Raw genomic sequence first — 25,177 nt, 5'->3', positions numbered from 1 at the left:
GCGACATGACTGCCGCCCGAACGCTGCTGGCGCACGGCGTCGGCGGCCGCCAGGACCTGCCGATCACACTGCCGCAGCTCGTCGTCGCCGCCGCGCTCACCCTCGTCGTCACGTTTTTGGCGCTGGGTCTGCTCTGGCGTGAGCCCCGACTCGACCGGGACGCGACGGGTGGCCGCCCGGTGCCGCAATGGCTGGCCCGGCTCGTCGACGCACCCACGTTCCGGTGGGCGCTGCGCGGGCTCGGCCTGCTCGCCGCCGCCTGGTTCTGCCTGGGCCTGCTGGGCGGGCCGGACACCGCGGACAACCCGACGGCCGGCACGCTCTACGTGCTGCTCTGGGTCGGGCTGGCACCGCTGTCGCTGCTGCTCGGCCCGGTCTGGCGGGCGGTCAACCCGCTGCGTACGGTGCACCTGCTCGCGGCGCTGGCCGCGCGGCGCGACCCGGACCGTGGGGTCCGGGAGCTGCCCGCCGGCGTGGGGGTGTGGCCAGCCGCCGCCACGCTGTTCGGGTTCGTCTGGCTGGAGCTGGTCGCACCCGACCGGGCCACCCTGCCGGTCATCAGCGTCTGGCTCGCCGGGTACGCGGTGGTCATGCTGGTCGGGGCGGCGTTGTTCGGCGCCGGCTGGTTCGACCGGGCCGACCCGTTCGAGGTGTACAGCGGCCTGATCGGTCAGCTCGCCCCGCTCGGCCGGGCCGCGGACGACGTGCTGGTGTGGCGCAACCCGCTCGACGGGATCGCCGGGCTGCGGCCCCGCCCCGGGCTGGTCGCCGTGGTGATCGTGCTGCTCGGCTCGACCATGTTCGACAGCCTGTCCAACGCGCCGGGCTGGCTGCGTTTCAGCCAGGAGAACGGCCTGCACCCGGCGGTCACCGGCAGCGGCGGACTGGTCCTGGTCATCGCCGCCGTCGCGGTGGCGTACCTGCTCGCGACCGCAGCCGCGGCCCGGATCGGCCGGGCCGACCCGGCCGAGGCCCGTGGTGTGCCCGGCGAGATCGCCCACTCGATCGTGCCGATCGCGGTCGGCTACGTGGTGGCGCACTACTACTCGCTGTTGATCCTGGAAGGCCAGCGCACCGTCGCGCTGCTCTCCGACCCCCTGGGCACCGGCGCCAACTGGCTCGGCACCGCCGGTTGGGAGCCGCACACCGGTCTGGTCACGCCCTCCGGGGTGGCCACCCTCCAGATCACCGTCATCATCCTCGGGCACCTGCTCGGGACCCTGCTCGCCCACGACCGCGCCCTGTACCTGTTCCCCCGGGCCCGGGCGGTGGCCGGTCAACTTCCGCTGCTGGCGCTGATGGTCGCGTACACCGTCGCCGGCCTGCTGCTGCTCTACGCGGGGTAGTCCCGCCCGGCTCCGACCCGTGCGTCAAGATGGCTCGTGGACTCCGATCTTCAGCGTTACCTCGACGACCTGGTCACCGCCGCCCGGGACGTCCGCGGGGCCGACCTCGTCGGCGCGTACGCGGCCGGCTCGGTGGGGCTCGGCGCGTACCAGGCCGGCCGCAGCGACGTGGACGTCGCGCTGGTCAGCGCCGGGCCACTCACCGGCGCCGCCAAGCGGGCGTTGGTGGCGCGGCTACGACACGAGGCCCTGCCCTGCCCGGCGCGCGGGTTGGAGTTGGTCGCGTACCGGCGTGAGGTGGCCGCCTCCGGCACCCCGGAACCCGCCTTCGAGGTCGAGCTGAACACCGGGTCCCGCATGCCGTTCCGGTGCACCCTCGACCCCGCCGACCGGCCCGCCGCCGACGGCCGCTTCTGGTACGGGCTGGATCGCAGCATCCTGCACCAGAGTGGACTGCCGCTGCTCGGCCCGCCAGCGGGGGAGACCTTCGCCGACCTCGCCCCGGCCGACCTGCGTCTCCTGCTCACCGAGGCGCTCTCCTGGTGGCTGGCCCTGCCGACACCGCCGGACGACCAGCCCGCACCCGGCACGGAGGACGCGGTGCTCGGTGCGTGCAGGTCGCTGGTGCGGCACCGCGACGGCGTGTGGCTGGCCAAGGTCGCGGCCGGTCAGCGGCTGATCGACGCTGGTGACCCGGCCGAGGTGATCCGTCGGGCCGTCGCCGCGCGGCACGGTGCACCGCCGCCCACCGGGGCGCAGGCGCGCGCCTTCCAGCAACGGGTACGCGACGAGATCGCCGCGTAGGCAGCCGACCGCCCCTATTTTGACCGCTCGGTCTAGATAAGTGTAGGGTCCCTGATGTGGCGAGGACCAAGGAATTCGACCCGGATGTCGTGTTGCAGCGGGCGCTGGAGTTGTTCTGGGAGTGCGGCTACGAGGCGACGTCGATGGCGGATCTGGTCGAGCACCTGGGGATCGCCAAGGCCAGCATCTACGCGACCTTCGGCAGCAAGGGCGAGTTGTACGCCAAGGCGTTGCGGCGCTATCTGGACCTGACCGATCCGAAGATCATGACGGAGTTGTCGCAGTCAGGGCCGGTGTTGCCGGCCGTTCGGGCGCTGGTCGAGCGGTATGTGGCCGAGGAGGCCGATGACGACCGGCAGTGGGGCTGCATGGTCGTCAACAGCGCGGTCGAACTCGCCGCCCGTGAGGAGCGGGTGGCCCGGCTGGTGGAGGCGAGCTGGGCGCATCTGGAGATCGCACTGACCTCGGCGTTGCTGCGAGCCAGAGCGCAGGGCGAGTTGCCACCGGATGTCGATCCTCGGGCGCTGGCACGGTTCCTGCTGGTCTTCTTCCAGGGGGTGCGGGTGCTCGGGCGGGCGCCCGATCCGAGCGCGCGGTTGCGTGACGCGGCCCGGGTAGCCCTGTCGATGCTCGGCTGAATCGGCTGTCCCTCGCCGCCCCGCCCGGTTTGGACGGGGCGCATTTTCGGGCCATATTCAAGACCAATCGTTCTAGAATTGCGGAGACGATCATGTCTGCGGTACCCGCCAACGCCGTGCCCGCAGCGCTGGTCCGACGCGCTGGGTCGGCGTTCGCAGCGCTGGCGGCGGTGCAGGTGGCGTTGATCGCGTCAATCACGATGCTGACGGTGGCATTGCCGCAGCTGCAGCGGCAATGGGCGTTGAGTTCTCCTGCCCTGGTGGTGGTATCGACCTCGTACAGCGTCGCCTTCGGGGCGCTGCTGCTGGTGGCCGGGAACGTCGCCGACCGGTTCGGGCACCGCCGTACGCTGTTGGGCGCGCTGGCGGTGTTCGCGGCGGCCTCGGTGGCGGCGGCGGGTGCGAACGGCGTGACGATGCTTGTTGCGGCGCGGTTCGCACAGGGCGTGGGGGCAGCGTTCGCGGTTCCGGCGGCGATGGCGTTGATCCCGATCGTGTTCGCTGGCGAGCGGCAGCGGGCTCGGGCGACCGCGCTGTGGGGCGGGCTGGCAGCGACCGGGGCGAGCGTGGGAATGGTCCTGTCCGGGCCAGTGGTCGAGGTGTCGTGGCGTTGGCTGTTCGCACCGCCGGGGCTGATCGCGGTCGTCGCGGCCGTCATGGTGGGCCGACTGGTGCCAGGCGGGCTCGCGCGACGGCCGGCGAGGATCGATCCGCTGTGTACCGTGCTGGTCGTCGCCGGACTGACCGCGCTGATCTATGGGCTCGGTGCCGAATCAGTGCTCCTGGCCGCCACGGGTGCGGCGTTGTTGATCGGCTTCGCTGTCACACAGCGTCGCTCAACCGCACCGTTGCTCCCAAAGGTCACCCTGCAGACGGCGTCGGGGCTGGTAGCGATCCTGGTCGCTGGCGGCGCGTTGGCCTCGCTGTACTACCTGTTGACCCTGCAACTGGCCGATACCGGCCACACTCCGGCGGCGATCTCGACGGCGTTCATTCCGCCCGCGCTGGCGGCCCTGACCGCTGGGCCGGCCGCCGCGCAGCTGCTCCACCGTTTGCCGGCCCGCACGGTGCTGGCTCTCGGACTTGTCGTCGCCGTAGTCGGAACGCTGCTGCTCAGTCGCGCCGGTCCCCACTCCGGGATCCAACTGCCGGGGCTGCTGACGGCACCCCTCGGCACCGGGATCGTACTGTCGGCGGCAACGGTGGCCGGGATGCCTGGTGCTGACGACACTCAGCGCGGACCGGCCGGGGGCCTGACCAACACCGCCATGGAGATAGGTCCACCGCTGGTCCTGGCCCTCGTCGCGCCTGTGGCGCACACCCACGGCCACACCCCAGCCCTCCTCACCGTAGCCGCGGTTCTCACCGCGGCTGTTCCGGCGAGTCTGGTCGCGACCCATCGCAATCACTGAGCCGACCGCCGTCAGCGGTGTCCCACGAAATCCAATTAGTTAGTGAAGGGAACCCCATCATGAGCGCACGCTTCGACGGCAAGGTTGTGCTGATCACCGGCGGAGCCGGAGTCATCGCCGGCGCCACCGCGCAGGCGTTCGTCGACCTCGGAGCCACCGTGGTACTCGTCGGCCGCGACCCGGAGAAGCTGGCCGAAGCCGCGACCCGGATCCACGCTCACGACGGCACGGTCGACTGGGTCACCGCCGACGTCACGGACAGCGACCAGGTCGCGGCGATGATCACCGAGATCGTGCGCCGCCACGGCGGGCTCCACATCGCGTTCAACAGCGCCGGCATCTTCGGCGGCAGCGCCCCGGTCGCCGATCTCGACGAGGACACCTGGCGGGCAGTGCTGGACACCAACCTGACCGGGGTCTTCCTGACGATGAAACACGAGATCGCCCACATGCGCGGCAACGGCGGCGGAGTCATCGTCAACATGTCCTCCAACATCGGCGCTCACGGCCGCCGCCCCGGCCTGGCTGCGTACGCCGCTTCCAAGGCCGCAGTCAGCGTGCTGACCCAGACGGCAGCACGCGATCACATCGCCGACGGCATCCGCATCAACGCCATCAGCCCCGGTGCCAGCGACACCCCGATGTCCTACCGGCCGGGCGAGAGCCAGAGCGACCGCGACGCCCGCATCAAGAACGCCGTCCCCGCCAGACGCGTCAGCGACCCGGCCGAGGTGGCCGCCGCTGTGGTCTGGCTCGCATCAGGCGACTCCAGCTTCGTCGTCGGCCACGACCTCGTCGTCGATGGTGGCGCTACCGCCTGAGAGCGCCGACGGTCGTTCCGTCGAGGCCCTGTGGCGCGACGCAGGGTCAGACCGCGGCGCTCCCGAGCAGCGGGAGGGTGCGGCGGGCGGTGCCGAGTGCGGTTGCCGGGCCGTGGCCGGGGAGCAGCATCGTGTTGTCGTCCAGTGGGCCGCAGACGCGGCGTAGTGAGGATTCCAACCGGGCCTGGCTGCCGCCGGGAAGGCCGGTGTCACCGAGGCGGTCGGCCAGCAGGGTGTCGCCGGTGAAGAGGAGGGACGGATCACCGTCCCGGACCGGATCGACGCGGAACATCGTCGAGCCGGCGGTGTGCCCCGGGCTGTGGTGGGCCCGGACGCGCAGTCCGGCCTGCTCCAGGTCGGCGGAGCCCTCCAGGAGGGTCAGCCGCTCCGGCTCGGTCTCCGGGTAGCCCGCGAGGAGGTGGCCGGGGAAGGAGGCGGGCAGGGGGGCGGCCGGGTCGGCGAGCATGAAGCGGTCGGCGGCGTGCACCAGGACCGGCGCGCCGGTGTCCGCGCACAGTTCGCGGGCGCACCAGCTGTGGTCCATGTGGCCGTGGGTGAGCAGCACCACCGCCGGGTCGAGCCGGTGCTCGGCGAGCAGCCGCAGCAGCGGGGCGGTGGCGGCCTGTCCAGGGTCGACGATCAGGCAGGGCCCGCCCGGCTCGGCGGCCAGCACATAGCAGTTGGTGCCGAAGCCGCCGGCCGGGAAGGAGAGCAGCAGCATCCCGGTCAGCCGTTCACCCGCAGCACCAGCTTGCCGGTGGAGGACCGGTCGGCGAGCGTGCGGTGCGCCTCGGCGGCGTCAGCGAGATCGAATTCGGTGACCTCCACGCGGACGTCTCCGGCGGCGACGAGCTCCGCGGCCCGCTCAAGGTGCCGCTGGACGAGCTTCGGGGCGCGGTGCGCGAGGTCACCGATGTTGTAGCCGACCATCGCCCGGGAGCCGAACCAGAAGTGGTTGGGCTGGACCGGCTCGTCCTGCTGCGCGGCGTCACCGAAGATCAGCTGGCGGCCCAGCGGGGCGAGCATCCCGGCCGCCTTCGTGCGCTGTTCGCCGCCGACCGAGTCGAGGATCACGTCGACGCCGCGACCGTCAGTGCGTTCCGCGACGAGATCGGCCAGCGCCTCGTAGGGAACGACCTCGTCGTAGCCGAAGGCGGCGGCGTACGTGGCCTTGGCCGTGGTGCCGGTGGCGCCGAGCACCAGGGAGGCACCCGCGAGGCGGGCGATCTGCGCGGCGGCCGTGCCGACTCCACCGGCCGCAGCCAGCACCAGGACGCTCTCGCCGGGGAGCAGCCGGGCGGCGGATTCCAGCAGGCCCTGGGCGACGGGAACGTTGCAGGGGAAGGCGGCGGCGAGGGCCGGGTCAGCCACTGCGCGTGAGCCCTCCAGCGCGACCGTCAGATCCGCGCGGGCCAGGGCGACTTCGGCGTAGCCGCCGCCGTCCAGGGTGAGGGCGCTGATCGGCTGCCCGGGGCGCAGCCCGATGACGCCTTCGCCGACGGCGCGCACCGTGCCCGTCGCCTCCAGGCCGGGGACGTGCGGCAGGCCGACCTGGATCTGACCACGGCGGAACATCACCTCGGCGAAGTTCACCCCGGCACAGGTGACGTCGAGGGAGATCTGGCCGGGGCCCGGCTCGGGCACGGGCAGTTCGGTCTCAATGAGGACATCGGGGTCGCCGTAGCGGTCGAAGAGGATGGCGCGCATGGGGTCTGCTCCTTGGCACGGGCGGGACGGGGGGACGGGAGGGTCGCCGGGCGGTGGCAGGGTGTCCACCGCCGGGGATGGGTCAGTAGCGGGGCGCGGACGGGGCGGGGAGGGTGTCCAACTCGGCCAGCGTGGCGGCGTCCAGGGTCAGTTCGGCCGAAGCGGCGTTCTGCTCCAGGTAGCGCGCGGTCTTGGTGCCGGGGATGGGCACGACGTGCCCGCCCTGGGCGAGCAGCCAGGCCAGCGCCACCTGGGCCGGGCGGGTCTCCAGCCGGGCGGCAACGGCCTCGATGCGCTCCACCAGCGCCTGGTTGGCGTCGATCTCGGTGGGTTGGAAGCGCGGGCTGCCGTGCCGCCAGTCGCCGCGGGGGAGGTCGGCGGAGCTGCGGATGGCGCCGGTCAGGAAGCCGCGGCCGAGCGGGGAGAAGGGCAGCAGAGTGATGCCGCGCGCGGCGGTGTGGGCCAGCACCCCGTTTTCCAGGACATCGCGGGACCAGAGCGAGAACTCGGACTGTACGGAGGCCACCGGATGGATGGCGGCGGCTAGTTCGATCTCCTCGACGCCGACCTCGGAGAGGCCGATGGCGCGGGCCTTGCCGGCCTTGACGACCTCGGCCAGCGCTCCCCAGGACTCCTCCAGCCCCACGGCGGGGTCGACGCGGTGCAGCTGGTAGAGGTCGACGTGGTCGGTACCCAGGCGGAGCAGCGAGGCGTCGATGGAGGCCCGGATGTGTTCGGGGCGGCCGTTGCGGTGCATGGTGCGGCTGCCGTCGACGACCAGGCCGACCTTGGTGGCGAGCACGGCGTCCGCGCGCCGGCCGGCCAGGGCGCGGCCGACCAGGTACTCGTTGGTGAAGGGGCCGTAGGCATCGGCGGTGTCGATGAGGTTGACGCCGAGGTCCAGGGCGCGGTGGATGACGGCGATCGAAGCGGTGTCGTCCCGGCCGGGTTCGTCGTAGGCCCAGGACATGCCCATGCAGCCGAGGCCGATCCGGCCGATGGCGGGTCCGGAGGTACCGAGGAGGGTGGTGTGCATCGTGGTTCGTCTCCCTGGACGTCGTGCGGTGGTGCGCCGCGGCTCGCGGGCTGTCGGGGTGATCCTCATTGGTCTCAGGCACTTCACACGAGCTCGGACCGTGCATTCGTATCTGGACCCGAATACGTATCAGGATCATGATACATGGGGCGCCGGAGATCACCCGTGCGGGCGCCAGCGCATCCGGACGGTAACCTGGCACGACCGCTGGATCGGCGCCGGCCGACCGCGCGTACCAGGGCTTACGAAGGAGGAGAGTTGCCGACGACGGGGTCGGAGTTGCCGTCTGAACAGCGGCTGGGCAGTCTCATCAAACAGGCCGAACAGGCACTGATCACTGAGAAGAACCGGGTGCTGCGCCCCTTCGGGCTGACCGTCCCCCAGTATTCGGCGCTGCTGATGCTCGCAGAGAACCCGAACATCTCCGGCGCCCGGCTGGCCCGCCTCGGCGGCGTGACGGCGCAGGCCATGAACGGGGTCGTCGCCCTGCTCGATCAGCGCGGCCTGATCAGCCGGACTACCTCGCCCGACCACGCCAAGGTCCTCCTCCTGCGCCTCACCCCGGCCGGCGTGGCCCTCCTCCGCAAGGCGGACCGCGAGGCGGTGGCCGTGGAACGCCGCCTCATGGGCTCCTTCAGCGACCAGGACCTGGCCGCCTTCCGCAAGCAACTCGCGACTGCCATCGAGGTCCTGACAGCACACGCCGACGACTGACGCGCAAGCGCGCCGTGTGGCACCGAGGGGATGCGACGCGGCCGGAACGGCCCGCCGCGCGGCGCTCAGCGGACCGGGCGGGACCGCAGCGAGGCGAAGAGCAGGTTGAGCCCCTCGGTCATGGTCGGGTGGGTGATGACCGCGTCGCGCAGGGCGGTCCACGGCATCTCGGCGAGCATGGCCAGTTGCACCGAGGTGATCACTTCACCGGCCTCGGCGCCGAGCAGCGCCGCGCCGAGGATCCGGTCGGTGTGGGCGTCGACGATCGCCTTCCACCTGCCCTCGGTCTGGCGCAGGGTGCGTGCCCGGGGGATCGCGGCGACCGGCAGGTGGGCCACCTGGATGTCGTGCCCGGCGCGGCGCGCCTCGGTCTCGGTGAGCCCGACCCGGGCCAGCTCCGGGGTGGTGAAGACGGTGTACGGGATCAGCCGGTCGGCGGTGCTGCGCTGTCCCCCCGCGAGGTTCGCCCGGATGATCCGATAGTCGTCGAGCGCGACGTGGGTGAACTGGGGGCTGCCGGCGACGTCCCCGGCCGCCCAGGTGCGCTCGGCGCTGGTGCGCAGGTGCTCGTCGACCACCACGAAGCCACGCTCGTTGAGCCGTACGCCGGCCGCGTCCAGGCCGAGCCCGTCGGTCACCGGTTCGCGACCGACCGCCACCAGCACGTCATCTCCGGTCACCAGGCTGCCGTCGTCCAGCGTCACCCGGACCGTGCCGGCGACGTCACGGTCGATGCGGGCGACCGCGATGCCGACGCGTACGTCGATGCCGTCGTCGAGGAAGACGCGCATCACCGCGTCGCTCATGTCGGGATCCTCGCGGGTGAGTAGCCGTGGGCCACCCTCGATCAGGGTCACCGTGCTGCCGAACGACGCGAACATCTGCGCGAACTCGACCCCGACGGTGCCGCCGCCGAGCACCACCAGCCGGGCCGGCAGCCGGTCCAGGCGCAGCAGTGTGTCGCTGGTCAGCACCCCGGCCTCGGTCAGTCCGGCCACCGCCGGGAGATGCGGGCGGGTACCCGTGTTGATGACCACGTCGGCGCCGCGCAACAGCCGCTCGCCGCCGTCGGCGAGCGACACCCGTACGGTCCGCGGGCCGACGAACCGGGCCTGGCCGATCACCAGGTGCAGGCCGGAGTCGAGGAACTGTTGTCGGTTGGCGGCCACCATCCCCTCGACGACGTCCTGCTTGTGCGCGCGCAACAGGTCCACGTCGACCCCGCCGCCCTCGACCACCAGGCCGAGCGCTGACGCGCCACGCAGGTGACGTGCCGCCCGCGCGCTGGTCACCAGCGCCTTCGTCGGGATGCACGCGACGTTGATGCAACTGCCACCGATCATGCCGCGTTCGACCATCGCGACCCGCTGCCCGGACCGGGCGACGTCCATGCTCAACGTCTTTCCGGCCTTGCCTCCGCCCACGACGAGCAGGTCGAACTCCTCTGCTTGGTCGGTCACCGGGCGCTCCTCTCGGTCACCGGGCAACCGCCGGCGGCCGCCGCTGGTGCGCGGCGGCCAGCCCAGCCTGTCAGGTCCGACGGGACCGTCGACCCGGTTCCGCGCAGAATCGCCCGGGTCGAACCGCCGTCAAGGTCCCGACGCGAGCCGCCGTATCGCCGAGGTGGGGTATCCATGCGTGGGGATACCGCCACCTCGGCGAGGCGGAGCTGTCCCCCGCGTCAGGCCTGGGCGATGACCAGGTAGAACGTGAAGCCCGCCAGCATTGGGCCCTCGGCGAGGCGCTGCAGCCAGGGCTGCACCTCCGCGTCGGTCAACTCTCCGGCCAGCACGGCACGGGCGGAGTTGCGCCGCAGGCCCAGGATCTGGTCCGCCGTGTCGAAGTCCCGGAACACCACGGCGATCGGCTCGACCGACCTCACCTGTAAGCCAGCCTGCGCCGACAGCCGAACCAGCTCGCGACCAATCGTCGGATTCCGCACCCGTCCCGCTACGAACCGGGCGAAGCGGCGACTCGTCCGCACGTCCTCGTCCGCGACCGCCAGGGTGTCCCAGTCCGGTTCGGCCATCCCGAGCAGGCCGCCCGGACGCAGCACCCGACGGACCTCCGCCAGCACGTGTGCGGGACTCCGCACGTGCATCAGGACCCGATCCATCCTGGCCCGATCCACACTGGCGTCGGCGAGCGGAAGGTCGTGGGCATCGCCCGTGCGCAGCTCGACGGTTGGTCTGTCGGCCAGCCGCCGACCGGCCTCCGCCACCATCCGCGGGTCGCGGTCCACTCCGATTATCCGGCCGCTGGCCTGAACCGCGTCGGCGAGCCGGCCGAGATCGGTCCCGGGGCCGCAGCCGACGTCCACCACGGCATGCCCGGGCTGTACGCCGAGAGCGTCGACGAAGCGCTGCTTGTACTCGACACCCATCGCGGTCGCCGCGGCCGCGTCCAGGTACGCGATCTGATCCGGGGCGGTGGTCGCCGTCGCGAGTTGACTCATCCGCCAACCCAAACACAGGATCGCGTACGTCCTGGGGAGAGGTTGTGTGGATCCGGTGCAGGTCGACCCGGCGGCGAGCTCAGCCTGCCAGCTCGAACGGGTACGGCGACCCGGTTCCGTGCAGAATCCGCCCGAGCCACCGCCCCTACCTGATCACCGCCGGTCAGCACAGGGCGAGCCCGGCAAGGGATCATTGTTGCGCGACGGGCAGTGGGTGCGAATCGTCTCGGCAGGCGAGTCCACCGCGCCGGACGACGCCGTCGACCTCGGTGCGGCCGGGCAGGCGCACTGGTTCGGCCACGCGGGCGCCTGGTTCGTCACGGTGGCCGACTCCGGCACGGCCGTCTATCCCAGCGAGCACCTCGACTTCGCCCCCGTCCTCACCGACGCGGAGGTCTCCGAGCTGCAGAGGTACCTCGCTCGGTCAGCCCGGCCACCCGCTTGAGTGGCTGAGGCGTTGAACGACGACCGGGCGGTCGGCCCGGGCCCGTGCGGTTTCGCTCCGGGCCCGGGTGCAAGCGCTGCTGAGGTCAGTGTCGGACGGCGCCGTTCTCGCTGACCGGCTGCCCGAAGGCCAAAAACGGTACGGGCGTCGCTGCGTCCGTGCCGATGTGCCGAGGGTAGGTCGGCTCGGCGTCGTCGGCGCTCTCCCGAGCTGCCGTACGGTCGGGCGCGACCGACTCGTCCGCCACGGCCGGTGCGCCGCCGTGTTCGCCGTTCGCCTGCTCGGCCGGGGCGCGGTCGCCATTCGCTTGCTCGGCCGGGCTCCGGTCGGCGTAGCCGTTCTCGGCCGTCGTCTGGTCGGCCGGGGCACTGTCGATCGGGGCGCGGTCGACGGGTGCCGGGTCGAGCGGGGTGGGGTCGGGAGTGGCGTGAACGTCGTCCACGCTGGATCGCTCCGCAGAGTGCCGGTCGACGCCGACGCGGTCGACGGTGAGCCGCTCAACGGCTACCCGCTCGGGGGCGGGTCGGTCGGCGCTGGGCCGGGCACCCACCATCGGATACTCGGCGGTCTCCGTACCGCCGGCTGCCGCGGCCATGACCGCTGCGGCGGCGAGGTCGGCCACCCGCTTGGCCTCCCGCTGCACCCGGGCGCGTACCTCCTTGGCGTGCCGCTCGGCGGCGTCTCCGGCGCGGCGGGCCTCGTCCAGCCGGGCGCTCTCCGCGGTGAGGTCCCGGCGGACGTCGCTGAGCCGCTGCTGCATCCGCGACAGCTCGTTCTCCAGCGTCTCGCCCTCTTGGCGAATCTCGGCCAGTTGCTGGCCGGCGGTGTCCAGTTCGGCGTTCAGCTCGTTGGCCTCCTGCTGGCGCTCCTCGATCTCCTGCTGCAGGGCGGTGAGTTGCTCCTGGTGGCTGGCTGCCTGCTCGTCGGCCCGGTTGCGCAGCTCGGTCACGTGCTGCTGCGCCTCGGCCAACAGCTCGGCGATCTGCTGCTCGGTCGCGTTGCGCTGCTCAGCGAGCTCCCGCTCGGCGGCGGCCTGCTGCTCGGCGATGTCCTGCTCGGCGGCGGTCCGCCGCTCGTTGACCTCTCGCTCCACGCCGGCCTGCCACTGGGCCATCTCCTGCTGGTTCTTGGAGCGGGCCGACTGGAGTTCCTGCTGGATCTGGGTACGGGCCGACTTCATCAGCGCGTCGGCGGCGACCCGGGTCTGGTTGAGCTGCTGCGCGCTCTGCTCGGTGATCCGCTTCGCCTCGTGCTGGGCGCGCTCGTGAGCTGCCTCACCGTCGGCGCGCAACTGCTCCGCGTGCTCGCGGATCGCGGTCAACTCGGCCTCGGCCAGGGTGCGCCGCTCCTCGTACGCCTGTTCCTGCTCGGAACGCCGGGTCGCCAGCTCCTCGGCCAGGTCCTGCCGTGCCTGTGCGGCCCGCTCGCGGGTGTCGAGCAGAATCCGCTCCGACTCGCTGCGCAGCTCGTTCGCCCGGTCCGTGGCCGACTCAATGATCATGGCAGCCTGCTTGTCGGCGAGCGTCATGATCTCGGCGACCATCGGGCCCAGGTCGTGGATCGAGGCGCGGTCCACCTGCACCGGTTGCTCCCGTAGTTCAGCCAGTTCGGTACGCAGTCGCTGCACCTCCGCGGTCAGCTCACGGACCCGGACGGCGGAGCGCCCGTGCTCCCCGCTCAGCATCGTGATCTGACCGTCGAGCTGCTCCAGGTGCCTGTCCACCTGGCGTTTGTCATAGCCGCGCAGGGCGAGCTCGAAGCTCGGCCGCGAGGCCGCATCGTCGCGTACTGCGTGCGGCTCAGCGCCGATGGACATGCACCATCCTCCGTACGATCGGGGCGTCAGGGTCGGCGGTCGCCTGCCTGCGGGCCGTCAGTGTGGCGCAACGCTACCGTCGAGCCCGCGCCGAGCGTAGGCCCCTCCCACCGCTGTTCGCTCGAACACCCGGACCCGCCGTCGAACATGGAGTCGTGGTGCCCGAGTAGGCCCGATCCGCGGCTCTTGTCCCACGGCACAGCTGCCTGATCGACGCGGGGAGGCGGTGGGGGAGACCACGTCGGCCGGTCGCGGTGGGCGACCGGCCGACGTGGTTTTTAAGGTACGGGGTCAGCCTGCCACGGACTGGTTGTAGTCCTTGATCGGGCCGGCGAGGGCCTCCTGCTGCTGCTCCAGGGCGGCGCGCGGTTCGGTGCCGCTGAGCACGGCGGCCTGCATGGCCTGCTCTGCGGCCTTACGGGCCTGCGGCATCGCACCGAGCAGGCAGCCCTGGGTGGCCTTGCTCAGCGGGGTGTTCTGCAACTGGGTGATCGCGGTCTGGAACTGCGGCCGCTGGGCGACCCACTGCTTGTCGACCTCGGTCTCCAGGGCGCCCTTGCTGATCGGGAAGTACCCGGTCGAGGTGTGCCAGGTGGCCTGCGAGTCCTTGTCGGACAGGAACTTCACGAACTCCCAGGAAGCACGCTTGTGCGCGTCGTCCTTGCCCTTGCCGACCACCCAGAGCGAGGCGCCGCCGATGATCGGGCCACCCGCGTCGGTGGTGTTGATCTTCGGGTAGTTGCCGGTGGCGATCTCGAACTTGCCCTCGGAGCTCTTCAGGAACCCGCTCAGCGAGCCGGTCGACTCCAGGGTCATCGCGACCGTGCCGGCGGTGAACGCGTTGTCCGCGGTGGTGGTGTTGCTGTCCAGCTTGGGCGCCAGGCCCTCGTCCACCATCTTCTTCCACCAGGCGAGCAGCTTGACGTGGTCGTCGGTGGCCAGCTTGAGGGTGGTGCCCCGGCCGTCGCGGCCGTTGCCCTGGTCGCAGTACTCCTGGTTGCCGACGGCGGTCCACTGCTCGAGGAACCAACCGTAGAGCGCGGCACCGAAGCCGTACTGGGTGACCCGGCCGTTGGCGTCCTTCACGGTCAGCTTGCGGGCCGCCTCGGTGATCTCGTCGAGCGTCTTCGGCGGGTTCGCCGGGTCGAGGCCCGCCTTGGTGAACGCCGTCTTGTTCAGGTAGAGCAGCGGCATCGACGTGTTGAACGGCATCGAGTAGAGCTTGTTGTCGACCGAGTAGTAGCCGGCGATGTTCGGCTGGATATCCGCGGTGGTGCTCTTGTCGGCATCCACGAACGCCTGCACCGGCACCGTCGACTTCGAATCGATCATGAAGCGGGTGCCGATGTCGTACACCTGCACCACGTCTGGCGCCTGACCGCTGTTCAGCGCGGCCTTGTACGCCGACAGCGTGTCGTCGTAGGTGTTCTTGAACTGGAGGTTGACCTTGACGCGACCCTTGTTCTTCGCGTTGAACTGGTCGGCGAGCTGCGTGAGTGCCTCACCGTTCTTGCCGGTCATCGCGTGCCAGAAGTCGATCGACACCTCACCCTTGCCGTCCAGGGCGCTCGCGGCCGGGGCGTCCGTGCCGCTGCTGGTGGCGCTGCTGTCCGCCGTGGCCGAACTGCAGGCCGCGGCGGTGGCCGTGAGGGCGGCGAGCGAGAGCCCGACCGCCACCCGGCGCAGAGTGGTACGCACTGTTTCCTCCTACTACTGGGTTGGGGGAGTTACTTGACCGCGCCGGCCGTGAAGCCCCGGACGAGCCAGCGCTGGCCGAAGATGACCAGCAGCAGCGTCGGCACCAACGTGATGGTGATGCCGGCCAGGAGCACGGCGGGGCTGCCGCCCTCGTTGTCCTTGAGGGCGAAGACCGCGGTCTGCAGGGTGTTCAGGGAGTTGTTGCTGGAGGAGATGATCAATGGCCAGAAGTACATGTTCCAGCCCTGCAGGAACGACCACACGGCGATGCCGATCAGTGCCGGCCGGCTCGCCGGCAACAGGATGGTGACCAGGAACCGCAGGTGACCGCAGCCGTCGATGACGGCAGCCTCGCGCAGTTCCCGGGGGAACTGGGCGAACGCCTGCCGCAGCATGAACACGCCGAAGCCGGTGGCCAGGAACGGCAGGATCAGGCTGAGCCGGCTGTCGTTGATGCCCAGCGAGCGGATGAAGAGCGCGTTCGGCACCACGATCGACTCGTAGGGCACCATGATCGTGGCGAGGAACAGCCAGAAGATCGGCCTGCGCAGTGGGCTGCGCATGAAGACCAGGGCGTACGCGGCGAGGCACGACGTGATCAGGTGTCCGAGCATCACGCTGAGTCCGACGAAGAGCGAGTTCACGAAGGCCGGGGCCAGCGGCACCACCGGTTGCCGCCAGGCGGCCCGGTAGTTCTCCAGCGTCCAGTCGCCGTCGAAGAGTTGCGGCGGCTGGTGCAGCAGCGCGTTCGACGGCAGGAAGCCGCCGAGCACGGTGAGCAGCACCGGGAAGAGCAGCACCACCGCGGCGATGCCCAGCCACAGGTAGGTCAGGACGGTCGGTACCGGACCGGGTCGGTTCACGCTCCTGCTCACCGGTAGTGCACCCGCCTTTCGAGGACGCCGAACTGCACCACGGCGATCAGCACGCCGATCACCAGCAACACCAGGCCCTGCGCGCTGGCCAGCCCGAAGTTGCTGTTGTTGTTGTGGAACGCGTTGTCGAAGATCGAATAGACAAGCGTGCGGGTGTGTCCGTTGGGTCCGCCGTCGGTCATGATCTGCACCTGCCCGAGCGCTTGAAGCGCGGCCAGCGTGGTGGTCACCACGGCGAAGAACAGGCTCGGCGAGATCATCGGCAGCACGATGCTGACGAACTGTCGAGGGCCGGTGGCACCGTCCATCCGGGCCGCCTCCAGCACCTCCTCGTCGACGCCGGCCAGGCCGGCGGCGAGCACGAGCAGGTTGAACCCGGAGACCATCCACACGGTGACGCCGACGACAGTGGCCATCGCCCAGCCCGGCTCGGTGGTCCAGTTCGGCGCGGGAACACCGATCAGACCCAGCGCCCAGTTCACCGGCGAGATCCCCGGGTTCAGCATGATCAGCCAGACCACGCTGGCCGCCGAGACCGAGTAGGCGAACGGCAGGGCGAAGGCGGTCCGAAAGACCCGCATGCCCGGTAGCCGTTGGGTCATCGGCGCGGCGAGCGCGAGCGGCAGCAGCACGCCGGGCACCACGACGAGCACGGTGAAGACAAGCGTCTGCCAGAGCACCGTGCCGAATTCCGGCGTCAGCAGCTCCTGGAAGTGCGCCATCCCGACCGACCGGGTCGGGTTGCCGAGGATGTCGTTGCCCCGGGTGGCCAGGTACACGGCCTGGAACAGCGGGAAGATCACGAAGATGCCCAGGCCGGCCAGGCCGGGAAGGGCGAACAGCAGACCGAGTGCCGTTTCCCGCGCCCGCGCCGGCGCGGCGGCCCGGCGGGGCCGGCCGGGTGGCCGGTCGGTGCGGGCGGCGGTGTCGGCCGCGAGCAGAGTTGGAGCTGTCACGTCGGGCAGCCTGCACAGGCCGTACGTCCGGGTGGGGTGATTCAGGTGGCGGATGGCTGACGCGCCAATGACATCGCCTACACAGCGTCACATCCCGCAGAGAAGAATAGACATGCGCAGCTCAATCGCCCCGATCCTGCCCGGACATTCGTGACTGTGCGTGCCGGTGGCGGGTGGGCCGCCACCGGCACCCGCGTTCAGCGCCGCCGGGCGAGCAGAACCGCGTCGTGCAAAGTGATCTGCTCGCCGTGCGGATCGGTGACCGTCCGGGGGCGCTCCTCGGCGGTGACGATTTCCCAGCGGGCCGGGTCGAGGGAGGCGGCCACGTCCTGCGCGGTGTACATCATGTCCGGCATGTGCATCCGGTGCGCCGACGTCCAGAGATCCGACGGGTGGTGCCCGACGATCAGCAGGACGCCACCCGGCGCCACCGCGTCGGCCAGCCGGGCGAACAACTCCCGCCGCTGCACCGGAGGCAGGTGCATGAACTGCGCCGACACCAGGTCGTACGCGCCCTCGGCGGGCGGCTTGTCGCGCAGGTCGGCGTGCGTGAACTCGATCCGGTCCCCGACGCCGGCAGTGTCGGCGTGCGCGGCGGCCCGGCCCAACGCGACGGTGGAGATGTCCACCGCGGCCACCTGCCAGCCGCGCTCGGCCAGCCACACCGCGTCGGCGCCCTCGCCGCTGCCCACGTCCAGTGCGCGCCCCGGGGGCAGGTCCGCGACCTCGGCGACCAACTGCGGGTTCGGCCGACCACTCCAGACGGCGGGCCGGGACTGGTAGCGCTCCTCCCAGGCCGGCTCCTCGAATGCGGTCGCCATCAGTTGCCGGTACGCGGCCACCGCGGCGCGGGTGTCCTCGGCGATGAGGTCGGCGTTGATCGCCGCCCCGGCGGTGAGGCCGGCAGCGGCGGACGTGATGACCTGACCGCGGAGGTCGGCGATGTTGCCGGCCACCCAGACACCGGGGACGGTCGTCGCCCCGGTGGCGTCGGCCGGGATCTGGGCGCCGATCACGTACCCACCCATCGCCACCTCCTCCGGGGCCAGGCCCAGGCCCACCAGCAGATCCGCGCGGGGTGTCAGCCGCGTTGCGACCACGACCGCGTCCAGCGCCACCGATCGGCCATCGGCCAGCCGTACGCCGGTCAACGCGTCCCCGGTCACCTCCACCTCGGCGACCGGACCCGGCACCACCGCGATGCTGCGGGCGGCGAGGCGCTCGGCGGTCTCCTCGTCCGGTGCGGGGGCGTCGTGCAGCAGGAGCAGTACGTCGGCACTCCACTGTCGCCACATCTCGGCCTGGTGCACGGCCAGCGGGCCGGTCGCCAGTACGCCGATCCGCCGGTCCCGCACCTCCCAGCCGTGGCAGTACGGGCAGTGCAGGACGTCGCGCCCCCACCGCTTCGCCAACCCGGGCACGTCGGGCAGTTCGTCGGTCAGCCCGGTGGCCACCAGCAGTCGACGTGCCCGCACCGAACTTGCGTCGTCGAGGCTGAGCCGGAACCCGTCGTCGTCCCGGGTGGCAGCGTCCACCCGCCCGGTGCGGAACTGCCCGCCGTACCCGGCGACCTCGGCCCGCCCGACCGCGTACAGCTCGCCCGGCGGCGTCCCCTCCCGGCCCAGGTAGTTGTGCACGTGGTCGGCCGGAGCGTTGCGCGGCTCACCGGAGTCGATCACCAGGACCGACCGTCGGGCCCGGCTCAGTGCCAGGGCTCCGCTGAGCCCCGCGGCACCGCCGCCCACCACCACGACGTCGTATGTCTCGTCCACCGGTATCTCCCCATGTCTGTTGGCTGAGCCCACCATCCGTCGCCGCCGGCCAGGTGGCAACTATCCTTGCTGTTATGGCAAACGAGGACGCTGCCGCGCTCGCGGCCGTCGGCCCCCGGCTGCGCGCCCTGCGTCAGAAGCGCGGGACCACGCTGACCCAGCTCGCCGACCTGACCGGCATCTCCGTGAGCACCCTGTCCCGGCTGGAATCCGGCAGTCGCCGGCCCACCCTGGAGCTGCTGCTGCCACTGGCCCGGGCCTACCAGGTGGCGCTGGACGAGTTGGTCGACGCGCCGGCCACCGGCGACCCCCGCGTACGCCCCAAACCGATCGTCCGGCACGGCATCACGTTCCTGCCGCTGACCCGCCGACCGGGCGGGCTGCAGGCGTTCAAACAGATCTTCCCGCCGGACCCGTCCGTCGGGGAGCGGACCCCGCAGACCCACGAGGGGTACGAGTGGCTCTACGTCCTCTCGGGCCGGCTGCGCCTGCTGCTCGGCGACCGTGACCTGACCCTGACCCCGGGCGAGGTCGCCGAGTTCGACACCCGCATCCCGCACCTCATCCTCAATCCCGGCCCCGGCACCGCCGAGGTCCTCAGCCTCTTCGGACCGCAGGGGGAGCGGCTGCACGTCCGGGCCCGCCCCGCCGCGCCCGACCTGGGGTAGCGCGAACCACCTGCTGCCGGTCGAGCATGGCGTACGTCGTCAGCCTGTCTCGCTGATCTCGCTCGTGGGTGTCGGCAGTTTCCTCAGGCCTTCAGCAGGGCTGCCGCCGCCGTCGCGAGACGGTGGGCGTACGCGTGATCGAGCGGGCCGTGCTCGACGAGCAGCCGATACCACATGCCACCGAAGAGCAGGTCGACCGCGGCCTCTCGGTCTTCGTTCCGGCCCTCGCTCATCAGTTCCAGGAGCGCTCGGCGGCGCGGAAGGATGAGCAGGTCGCGCCAAGCGACCGCGAAGGCCGGATTCTGCTGGGCATGCGCCATCAGCGCCCGCAGCAGCGGCCCGTCGCTGTCGGGGCCCGCGAGTTGCGCGAAGGTTGACGCGAGGAAGGTGGCCAAGCGTTCGGCGAGTGGACCGCTGTCCGTGCCGGCGGTGATGTCCCGCTCGGCATGTTCGAGCAGCGCCTCCAGAATGATGGCCCACTTCGACGGCCACCAGCGGTAGATCGTCTGCTTGCCCACACCTGCGCGGTGGGCGATCGAATCGACCGTCGTGGTGCCGAGATCTCGGCGAGCCAGTTCCAGCGCGGCAGCGAGTATGTCCTGACGAGCCTGCTCACTGCGGGCTCGACCGGTGCGGGAACGACCTGCGGGGCCGGCGGACGGCGGTGGCGTTGGCATGCGGACACTCTATCGTTTGACGAGACTTCGCGTCTCGTCTAGCGTTTGACGAGACATCACGTCTCGACAAGCTTGGGAAAACGAACATGGACCTCAAGGGTCAGCGCATCATCGTCATGGGCGGCAGCTCGGGCATCGGCCGGGCCACCGCCGAGTTGCTCCACCAGCAAGGGGCGGAGGTCGTCGTGACCGGCCGCTCGGCAGAGAAACTCACGAATTTCGCGGCGATGGGGCCATTGCGCGCGGTGCAGGTGGACGCCACCGACCGCACGGCGTTGGACAGTCTGTTCGCCGAAATCGGCCCCATCGACCATCTGGTCGTCTGTGTCAGCGGCGGCGAAGGCGCCGGCCCGTTCGCCTCCCTCGACCTCGACGCGGTACGCCGCGCCTTCGCGGCCAAGACGTTCGCCCAACTGGAAGTCGTGCAGGCGGCACTGCCGACACTGCGTTCCAGCGGATCCGTCACGCTGATTACCGCCGGCTCAGCCCAGGCGGCCTTGCCCGGCACGGTCGGTCTAGCCGCAGTCAACGGCGCACTGGAGGCCGCTATCCGGCCGCTCGCCACCGAACTCGCGCCGGTGCGGGTCAACGCCGTCAGCCCTGGCGTGGTGGACACCGCGTGGTGGGGTTCGATGCCGCCGGAGCAGCGCTCCGCCTTCTTCGCCGACCTGACGTCCCGCCTTCCACTTGCACACATTGCCCACCCTGACGAGATTGCCGCGACCATCATGCTCTTGATCGGCAGCACGTACGTGACCGGACAGGTGATCGCTGCGGACGGCGGCCTCCACCTCGCCCGCTGACCGTGCCGGACGAGACGCGGTAACCCCAACGGTGCAGGCGTGAGTGCGGCGCGGCCAGCGTCAGGGTCGGGGCGGGTCGACCGATATCTGGCTTGCTGGCTGGGCTGCACCAATGCCATCCTGCGCGGCGATGATGACACCAAATGATCTTCTCGTACTGCACGACCAGCAGGTGCGCGGCACCATCGCCGCTCGGGTGCCGCACCACTGGGAGCCGTCGTGGGACGGCCCGGTTCTATAGATCACCACCCCTGCGCGAGGGTCCGCCTTCGCCCAGGATCTCGACGGGCTCAGCGTCGACGAGTTGGACGCGCTGATCGGTCGAGTGCGGGACCGCTGGGCGACGCTGGGTCAGGCGGTCGAGTGGAAGACGTACGGCCACGACCGACCGGATCTCACCGAGCGCCTGCGGTTGGCCGGGTTCGCGCCGGAGGACGAGGAGACGGTCGTCATCGGTGTGGCAGACACACTGACCACCGCCGGCGAAGTCCCCGACGGCATCACCATCCGTGCCACGACCGACCTTGCCGACCTCCGTCGGATCGCCGCCATGGAGTCCGAGGTCTGGGGCGCCGACTGGTCCTGGCTCGCCGATGACCTCCGCGACCGCATCGAGTCGGCCCCGGAGAACATCGTCGTGCTCGTCGCGGAGGCCGGCGGCGAGGTCGTGTCGGCCGCCTGGCTGGCCGTCATCGCCGGCACGGAGTTCGGCGCGCTGTGGGGTGGATCGACCCTCGCGCAGTGGCGGCGGAAGGGCATCTACCGCGCGCTGGTCGCCCGCCGGGCGCAGATCGCCGCCGAGCGGGGCATCAGGTACCTCCTGGTCGACGCGTCCAAGGACAGCAGGCCAATCCTGCAACGCCTTGGCCTGCAGGCCGTGACGACCACCACCCCCTGGGTGTGGAGCCCGACCACCAGCGCCGAATAGACAGCGCGGGCTGGCCGGCCACGGTCGCCGGAGGCAGCCAGGGCCGTCGCAGGAATGTCGGACCGGTGTGTGATCCTGCGGCCGTGGTCTTCGTCTTCGACGCCGAGTTGTGGTTGTGGGATGCCCGCCGGGCTGAAACCTGGACGTTCGTCAGCCTGCCCGCCGAGGCATCGCAGGAGATCCGGGAGCTGACTGCCGGATTGCGTCGGGGCTTCGGTTCGGTGCGGGTCCGGGCGACGGTCGGGGGCAGCACGTGGGCGACCTCGATCTTCCCCGGCGGTGGTGGCGGGGCTTTCGTGCTACCGATCAAGCGCGCCGTCCGCAAGGCCGAAGCGTTCGACGTTGGCGACATCGAGACGGTGACCGTCGAACTCATCGACGTCTGACGACCGGCTGCGCTGGGCAGACACTCCGGGGCCGGCGGTGCGAGGATGGCGCGATGATCGATGCGGCATACCGGCGCCGGAGCGACCGGATCGAGCACCGCGACATCGTCGTGCACGAGGTCCCGGGCTTCCGCCCGCTGACCTTGGACCTCGTCGTGCCGGTGGACGCTCCGGTGCCGGTGCCGGTGCTGGTGTGGGTCCACGGCGGTGCGTGGCTGTTCGGCTCGCCCAAGCAGCCGGCGGAATGGCTCATGGAAGCGGACCCGTTCACCGCCGCGATACGAGCGGGGTTCGCGGTCGCCTCCGCGCAGTACCGGCTCAGCGGCGAGGCGCACTTCCCCGCGCAACTCGACGACGTCAAGGCGGCGGTGCGCTGGCTACGCCGGGAGGGCGACAGGGTGGGCGTGGACCGCGAGCGGATCGGGGTGTGGGGCGAGTCGGCCGGTGGGCATCTGGCCTCGATGGTCGCCCTGACCGGGGACGACCAGGACGACAGTGGCGTCGGAGCGGCGGTCTGCTGGTACGCGCCGTCAAACCTGTTGACCATGCAGTCGCAGGCACACCCGTTGGCGACGATCGACCACGACGCGGCGGACTCGCCCGAGTCCCTCCTGATCGGCGCCCCGTTGACCGAGAACCCGGGGCCGGGCCGGGCGGCCAGTCCGATCACCTACGTCACCGCCGCTGCCCCACCCATGCTGCTCATCCACGGCGACCAGGACCTGGTCGTACCGGTCGGGCAGAGTGAGGAGCTCGCGGCAGCCTTGACCACGGCGGGTGCTGAGGTCGAGCTGTCGGTGGTGCCGGGGGCCGACCACTGTTTCGGCGGAGTGCCGGTGGAGCCCGTGGTCCGCGACAGCCTGGCGTTCTTCACCCGAGTCCTCGCCGCGTAGGCACACTCCGCGTTTGTGGACTACTCGTACCCTCCTGCCATGACCACGGGGCGGCCGAGCGGACTGAGTTCGGCGCAGGGCTACTACTGGCACGCCTACCTGCTCGGAGATCGCTCGTTGGTGCGTCGTCTGCAACCGACGGCGTTCCTCGACCGAAGAGCCTTGGGGGTGTGCTGCTGGGAATGTTCAGCGTCGCGGTCCGCTGGCTGAGCCCCGACCGGCACAACCCGGCCGAGATTCGCCTGTTCGCTGAGCGGGTGACCAAGGAATGGTCAGCCCTCCTCGACGCCGCGGCCGCCACCGAGCACACCCACGCGGCGCACGGAGTCATTGTGGACGAGGTGTCACGGGCCATTCGTGGGGAGTTGGGCGAGGCGGCCGGCGACGAAGACGCCGCCCCTGCCCATCCCGGCCTGCCGGAGTTGGCGGTGGTCGTCACCGCCGTGCGAGATCTCGGCCTCAAGCCCGGCGACATCGATCGTTTGATCACCAGCGCAGAGGGGCTCGCGAGGCAGTGGGGCATCAATTTCGTCTCCTATCGCCCCGGGTTCATCCTGCGGTGGCGCTTCGAAATGGCAGAGCTCCGTCGGTATGGATACCCGGCCCGGAAACGCTGGAGCGCGGAGCGATCGGGCGCCTTCGTCGACCGGACGCGCGACGACAGCGCCCTCTGAGAGAGTGGTTCGGGAGCATATGTCGCGCGGATCGTCACGGCAGACGTCGTCGTCACACCTGGTGCGACCGGCCCGTACCTCGCTAGTCTGCGATGCAGGACTAGCGAGAACAGTGAGAATATGGAACGACCAACCGGGGCAGTGGCGGAGCTGGCCGAACAGCGCGGCTACGGTTCGCATGTCGTGACGGCGGTGCTGGCCGACGTCGGCTCCGGGTGCCTGATCGTCATCGCGCCCTTCGTCCTGGTACTCGTCGGCACCGGGCTGCTCGTCGCCGACGGTGGACCGGTGACGACTGCGGTCGGCATTGCTCTGATTGTTCTTGCACCCGTGGTCGCCTTCCTCTTCTGGCGGGTGTACAGCCGGACCTGGGCGCGAGCACCCAGGTTGTACTGCTTCGAAGCCGGCTTCATTCTTGGCGGGAACGGACAGCTGCGGCCATATGCGTGGAACGAGGTGGATGTGCGGAAGTGGTCGAAGACCCATCTTGTAGGACAGGCGCAGAGCCCCCAGACCTTCGCCTACCTAGACGTGCGCACAGAGGAGGGCGAACTGCTGGTTACTCTGGGTGAGGCGAACCATCTCCGAGAGGTTGCAGAGTTGGCGGCACGCATTTCGTAGCCGACCTGCTTGCGGCGAGGTGCGAACGCCGTCGCGGCGTCGATGTGCACGAAACCCTGTCCCATGTATCGCCGACGCGCCGGTCCCTTCTCGGCGGTAACCTGTCGGGCTGACGCCGGGATCGGCGGCGAAGGTTGGAGGCCGGATGGTTCACGAAGTGACGAGCCGCGCGGTGTGGGAGGCGGATCGGACGATCGCCCGGCTGTGCGCCACGAGCTATGTGCAACAGGTGTTTCCCGAAGCGGTACGCCTTTGGGGCACGGACAGCGAGCCGACCGAACCCGACGAGCTCGACGCGGTGTGGCGGATGCCGGGCGACGACGGCGAGCGGCTGCTCGTGGTCACCGCGCTGGCCGGCGAGTACGAGCTGCCGCGCCGGCGTCTGCCGTACGGGACGACGGTGGTCGGCGGCACCCGCGACTATCTGCGCTACGCCGTCGAGCGGCTCCGTGAGCATGGGCGGAACGACCTCGCCGGGGCGATCGAACAGGAGATGTACGCCGACCGCCTGTGGTACTTCGAACTTGCCGCCGTGGTGACCGTGGTGAACGGGGAGCACCGGGTGGAGGACGTCCGTGCCCGGCAGTACGACATCAGCGACGCCAGCCTGCTGCGCGCCCTGCTGATGGCGATTCGGGCCGGCGACCGCGATGCGATCGAGAAGCTACGCCAACCGTTCGGAGAAGACCTGCTCAAGGCTCTGGTCAACACGTATCCCTCGCTGGACACCTGGCCACAACGTGCCCACCTGGTGCGGGCAGTCTCCGGCCACCACGGTCCAGTGGTCACACCGGTGATGGCAGCCATCCTCGACATCCCGGACGACGCAGGCGGATCGGGCGACCCCGACATGGCACGGGAGGTCCGGGCCATCGCGCTGAACGCACTGGAGGCCGGCGGCTCCGCCGAGCGGTTCATGCGCTACTACGAGGACGACGAGGCCGCCGCCGCCGCGATTGCCCGGTACCGGGCCGGATAGCCGCCACGCTCCCGCGCCACGCACCATTAAGGCCGCTACTCCGCTCGTCGGCC

The 25,177-nt window shown here is 70.8% G+C and carries 26 protein-coding genes; 15 read left to right on the top strand and 11 right to left on the bottom strand.

Features of this window, described 5'->3' with window-relative positions; translation table 11 throughout:
- The first annotated feature begins 5 nt into the window (after positions 1-5).
- The 5 genes from C7C45_RS31205 to C7C45_RS31185 are packed head-to-tail and all read left to right on the top strand — an operon-like array spanning position 6 to position 5,021.
- Positions 6-1,346 (top strand): hypothetical protein, encoded by a 1,341-nt coding sequence (locus tag C7C45_RS31205; RefSeq protein WP_110568203.1) that lies wholly within the window; start codon positions 6-8, stop codon positions 1,344-1,346.
- A gap of 36 nt (positions 1,347-1,382) precedes the next feature.
- A complete protein-coding gene (locus C7C45_RS31200) occupies positions 1,383-2,150 on the top strand; it encodes a nucleotidyltransferase domain-containing protein (protein ID WP_110568201.1) in 768 nt (255 codons plus the stop codon).
- 56 nt (positions 2,151-2,206) lie between these two features.
- Positions 2,207-2,788, top strand: a complete 582-nt coding sequence (locus C7C45_RS31195; RefSeq protein WP_110568198.1) for a TetR/AcrR family transcriptional regulator — start codon at positions 2,207-2,209, stop codon at positions 2,786-2,788.
- 29 nt (positions 2,789-2,817) lie between these two features.
- Positions 2,818-4,200, top strand: coding sequence for an MFS transporter (locus C7C45_RS31190; RefSeq protein WP_146247462.1), 1,383 nt, complete (start codon positions 2,818-2,820; stop codon positions 4,198-4,200).
- 17 nt (positions 4,201-4,217) lie between these two features.
- The gene (locus tag C7C45_RS31185) at positions 4,218-5,021 is read left to right on the top strand and encodes an SDR family NAD(P)-dependent oxidoreductase (RefSeq protein ID WP_208641475.1); all 804 of its coding nucleotides are present in this window, start codon (positions 4,218-4,220) and stop codon (positions 5,019-5,021) included.
- Between the two features lie 46 nt (positions 5,022-5,067).
- Here the strand turns inward: C7C45_RS31185 and C7C45_RS31180 are convergent, their stop codons facing one another.
- The 3 genes from C7C45_RS31180 to C7C45_RS31170 form a co-directional block, all read right to left on the bottom strand.
- The gene (locus C7C45_RS31180; protein ID WP_110568192.1) at positions 5,068-5,742 is read right to left on the bottom strand and encodes an MBL fold metallo-hydrolase; all 675 of its coding nucleotides are present in this window, start codon (positions 5,740-5,742) and stop codon (positions 5,068-5,070) included.
- 5 nt (positions 5,743-5,747) lie between these two features.
- Entirely contained in the window at positions 5,748-6,728 is a 981-nt protein-coding gene (locus tag C7C45_RS31175; RefSeq protein ID WP_110568190.1) for a quinone oxidoreductase family protein, read from the bottom strand.
- An 82-nt stretch (positions 6,729-6,810) separates the two neighbouring features.
- A complete protein-coding gene (locus C7C45_RS31170; protein ID WP_110568188.1) occupies positions 6,811-7,764 on the bottom strand; it encodes an aldo/keto reductase in 954 nt (317 codons plus the stop codon).
- A 258-nt stretch (positions 7,765-8,022) separates the two neighbouring features.
- Here C7C45_RS31170 and C7C45_RS31165 point away from each other — a divergent pair, with 258 nt between their 5' ends.
- The gene (locus C7C45_RS31165; protein WP_208641474.1) at positions 8,023-8,478 is read left to right on the top strand and encodes a MarR family winged helix-turn-helix transcriptional regulator; all 456 of its coding nucleotides are present in this window, start codon (positions 8,023-8,025) and stop codon (positions 8,476-8,478) included.
- 65 nt (positions 8,479-8,543) lie between these two features.
- Here the strand turns inward: C7C45_RS31165 and C7C45_RS31160 are convergent, their stop codons facing one another.
- On the bottom strand, positions 8,544-9,938 hold the full coding sequence (locus tag C7C45_RS31160; RefSeq protein WP_110568184.1) for a dihydrolipoyl dehydrogenase family protein: 1,395 nt from the start codon (positions 9,936-9,938) through the stop codon (positions 8,544-8,546).
- Between the two features lie 221 nt (positions 9,939-10,159).
- The gene (locus C7C45_RS31155) at positions 10,160-10,933 is read right to left on the bottom strand and encodes a methyltransferase domain-containing protein (RefSeq protein ID WP_110568182.1); all 774 of its coding nucleotides are present in this window, start codon (positions 10,931-10,933) and stop codon (positions 10,160-10,162) included.
- 196 nt (positions 10,934-11,129) lie between these two features.
- Between C7C45_RS31155 and C7C45_RS31150 the strand changes: the two genes are divergently transcribed.
- Positions 11,130-11,378 (top strand): hypothetical protein, encoded by a 249-nt coding sequence (locus tag C7C45_RS31150; protein ID WP_146247461.1) that lies wholly within the window; start codon positions 11,130-11,132, stop codon positions 11,376-11,378.
- Positions 11,379-11,463: 85 nt separating this feature from the next.
- Here the strand turns inward: C7C45_RS31150 and C7C45_RS31145 are convergent, their stop codons facing one another.
- The 5 genes from C7C45_RS31145 to C7C45_RS31125 form a co-directional block, all read right to left on the bottom strand.
- Complete coding sequence (locus C7C45_RS31145; RefSeq protein WP_110568178.1) at positions 11,464-13,194, bottom strand: DivIVA domain-containing protein; 1,731 nt, start codon at positions 13,192-13,194, stop codon at positions 11,464-11,466.
- Positions 13,195-13,485: 291 nt separating this feature from the next.
- A complete protein-coding gene (locus C7C45_RS31140; protein ID WP_146247460.1) occupies positions 13,486-14,892 on the bottom strand; it encodes an ABC transporter substrate-binding protein in 1,407 nt (468 codons plus the stop codon).
- 29 nt (positions 14,893-14,921) lie between these two features.
- Positions 14,922-15,755 carry a carbohydrate ABC transporter permease gene (locus C7C45_RS31135; RefSeq protein WP_204940404.1) on the bottom strand — a complete coding sequence of 278 codons (834 nt, stop codon included), beginning with the start codon at positions 15,753-15,755 and terminating at the stop codon, positions 14,922-14,924.
- A gap of 8 nt (positions 15,756-15,763) precedes the next feature.
- A complete protein-coding gene (locus tag C7C45_RS31130) occupies positions 15,764-16,723 on the bottom strand; it encodes a carbohydrate ABC transporter permease (RefSeq protein ID WP_208641473.1) in 960 nt (319 codons plus the stop codon).
- A gap of 197 nt (positions 16,724-16,920) precedes the next feature.
- On the bottom strand, positions 16,921-18,531 hold the full coding sequence (locus C7C45_RS31125) for an FAD-dependent oxidoreductase (protein ID WP_208641472.1): 1,611 nt from the start codon (positions 18,529-18,531) through the stop codon (positions 16,921-16,923).
- Positions 18,532-18,569: 38 nt separating this feature from the next.
- On the opposite strand from C7C45_RS31125, the gene C7C45_RS31120 reads away from it, so the two are divergent.
- Positions 18,570-19,163 (top strand): helix-turn-helix domain-containing protein, encoded by a 594-nt coding sequence (locus C7C45_RS31120; RefSeq protein WP_110568169.1) that lies wholly within the window; start codon positions 18,570-18,572, stop codon positions 19,161-19,163.
- Between the two features lie 83 nt (positions 19,164-19,246).
- Here the strand turns inward: C7C45_RS31120 and C7C45_RS31115 are convergent, their stop codons facing one another.
- Positions 19,247-19,840, bottom strand: coding sequence for a TetR/AcrR family transcriptional regulator (locus tag C7C45_RS31115; protein WP_110568167.1), 594 nt, complete (start codon positions 19,838-19,840; stop codon positions 19,247-19,249).
- Positions 19,841-19,926: 86 nt separating this feature from the next.
- On the opposite strand from C7C45_RS31115, the gene C7C45_RS31110 reads away from it, so the two are divergent.
- From C7C45_RS31110 to C7C45_RS31080, 7 genes are all read left to right on the top strand, one after another.
- Positions 19,927-20,643, top strand: coding sequence for an SDR family oxidoreductase (locus C7C45_RS31110; protein WP_110568165.1), 717 nt, complete (start codon positions 19,927-19,929; stop codon positions 20,641-20,643).
- Between the two features lie 304 nt (positions 20,644-20,947).
- Positions 20,948-21,571 carry a GNAT family N-acetyltransferase gene (locus C7C45_RS31105; protein ID WP_244200659.1) on the top strand — a complete coding sequence of 208 codons (624 nt, stop codon included), beginning with the start codon at positions 20,948-20,950 and terminating at the stop codon, positions 21,569-21,571.
- 83 nt (positions 21,572-21,654) lie between these two features.
- Positions 21,655-21,957: a DUF1905 domain-containing protein gene (locus C7C45_RS31100; RefSeq protein WP_110568163.1), complete on the top strand. Its 303-nt coding sequence runs from the start codon at positions 21,655-21,657 to the stop codon at positions 21,955-21,957.
- A 53-nt stretch (positions 21,958-22,010) separates the two neighbouring features.
- Complete coding sequence (locus C7C45_RS31095) at positions 22,011-22,850, top strand: alpha/beta hydrolase (protein ID WP_110568161.1); 840 nt, start codon at positions 22,011-22,013, stop codon at positions 22,848-22,850.
- 170 nt (positions 22,851-23,020) lie between these two features.
- Positions 23,021-23,524, top strand: coding sequence for a hypothetical protein (locus tag C7C45_RS31090; protein WP_110568159.1), 504 nt, complete (start codon positions 23,021-23,023; stop codon positions 23,522-23,524).
- A gap of 120 nt (positions 23,525-23,644) precedes the next feature.
- Positions 23,645-24,145 carry a hypothetical protein gene (locus C7C45_RS31085; RefSeq protein WP_146247459.1) on the top strand — a complete coding sequence of 167 codons (501 nt, stop codon included), beginning with the start codon at positions 23,645-23,647 and terminating at the stop codon, positions 24,143-24,145.
- A 145-nt stretch (positions 24,146-24,290) separates the two neighbouring features.
- Positions 24,291-25,124, top strand: coding sequence for a hypothetical protein (locus C7C45_RS31080; RefSeq protein WP_110568155.1), 834 nt, complete (start codon positions 24,291-24,293; stop codon positions 25,122-25,124).
- The last annotated feature ends 53 nt before the right edge of the window (positions 25,125-25,177 follow it).

Source organism: Micromonospora arborensis (assembly GCF_003205615.1).
Classification (GTDB): domain Bacteria; phylum Actinomycetota; class Actinomycetes; order Mycobacteriales; family Micromonosporaceae; genus Micromonospora; species Micromonospora arborensis.
This window is presented reverse-complemented; position numbering and strand designations above follow the sequence as displayed.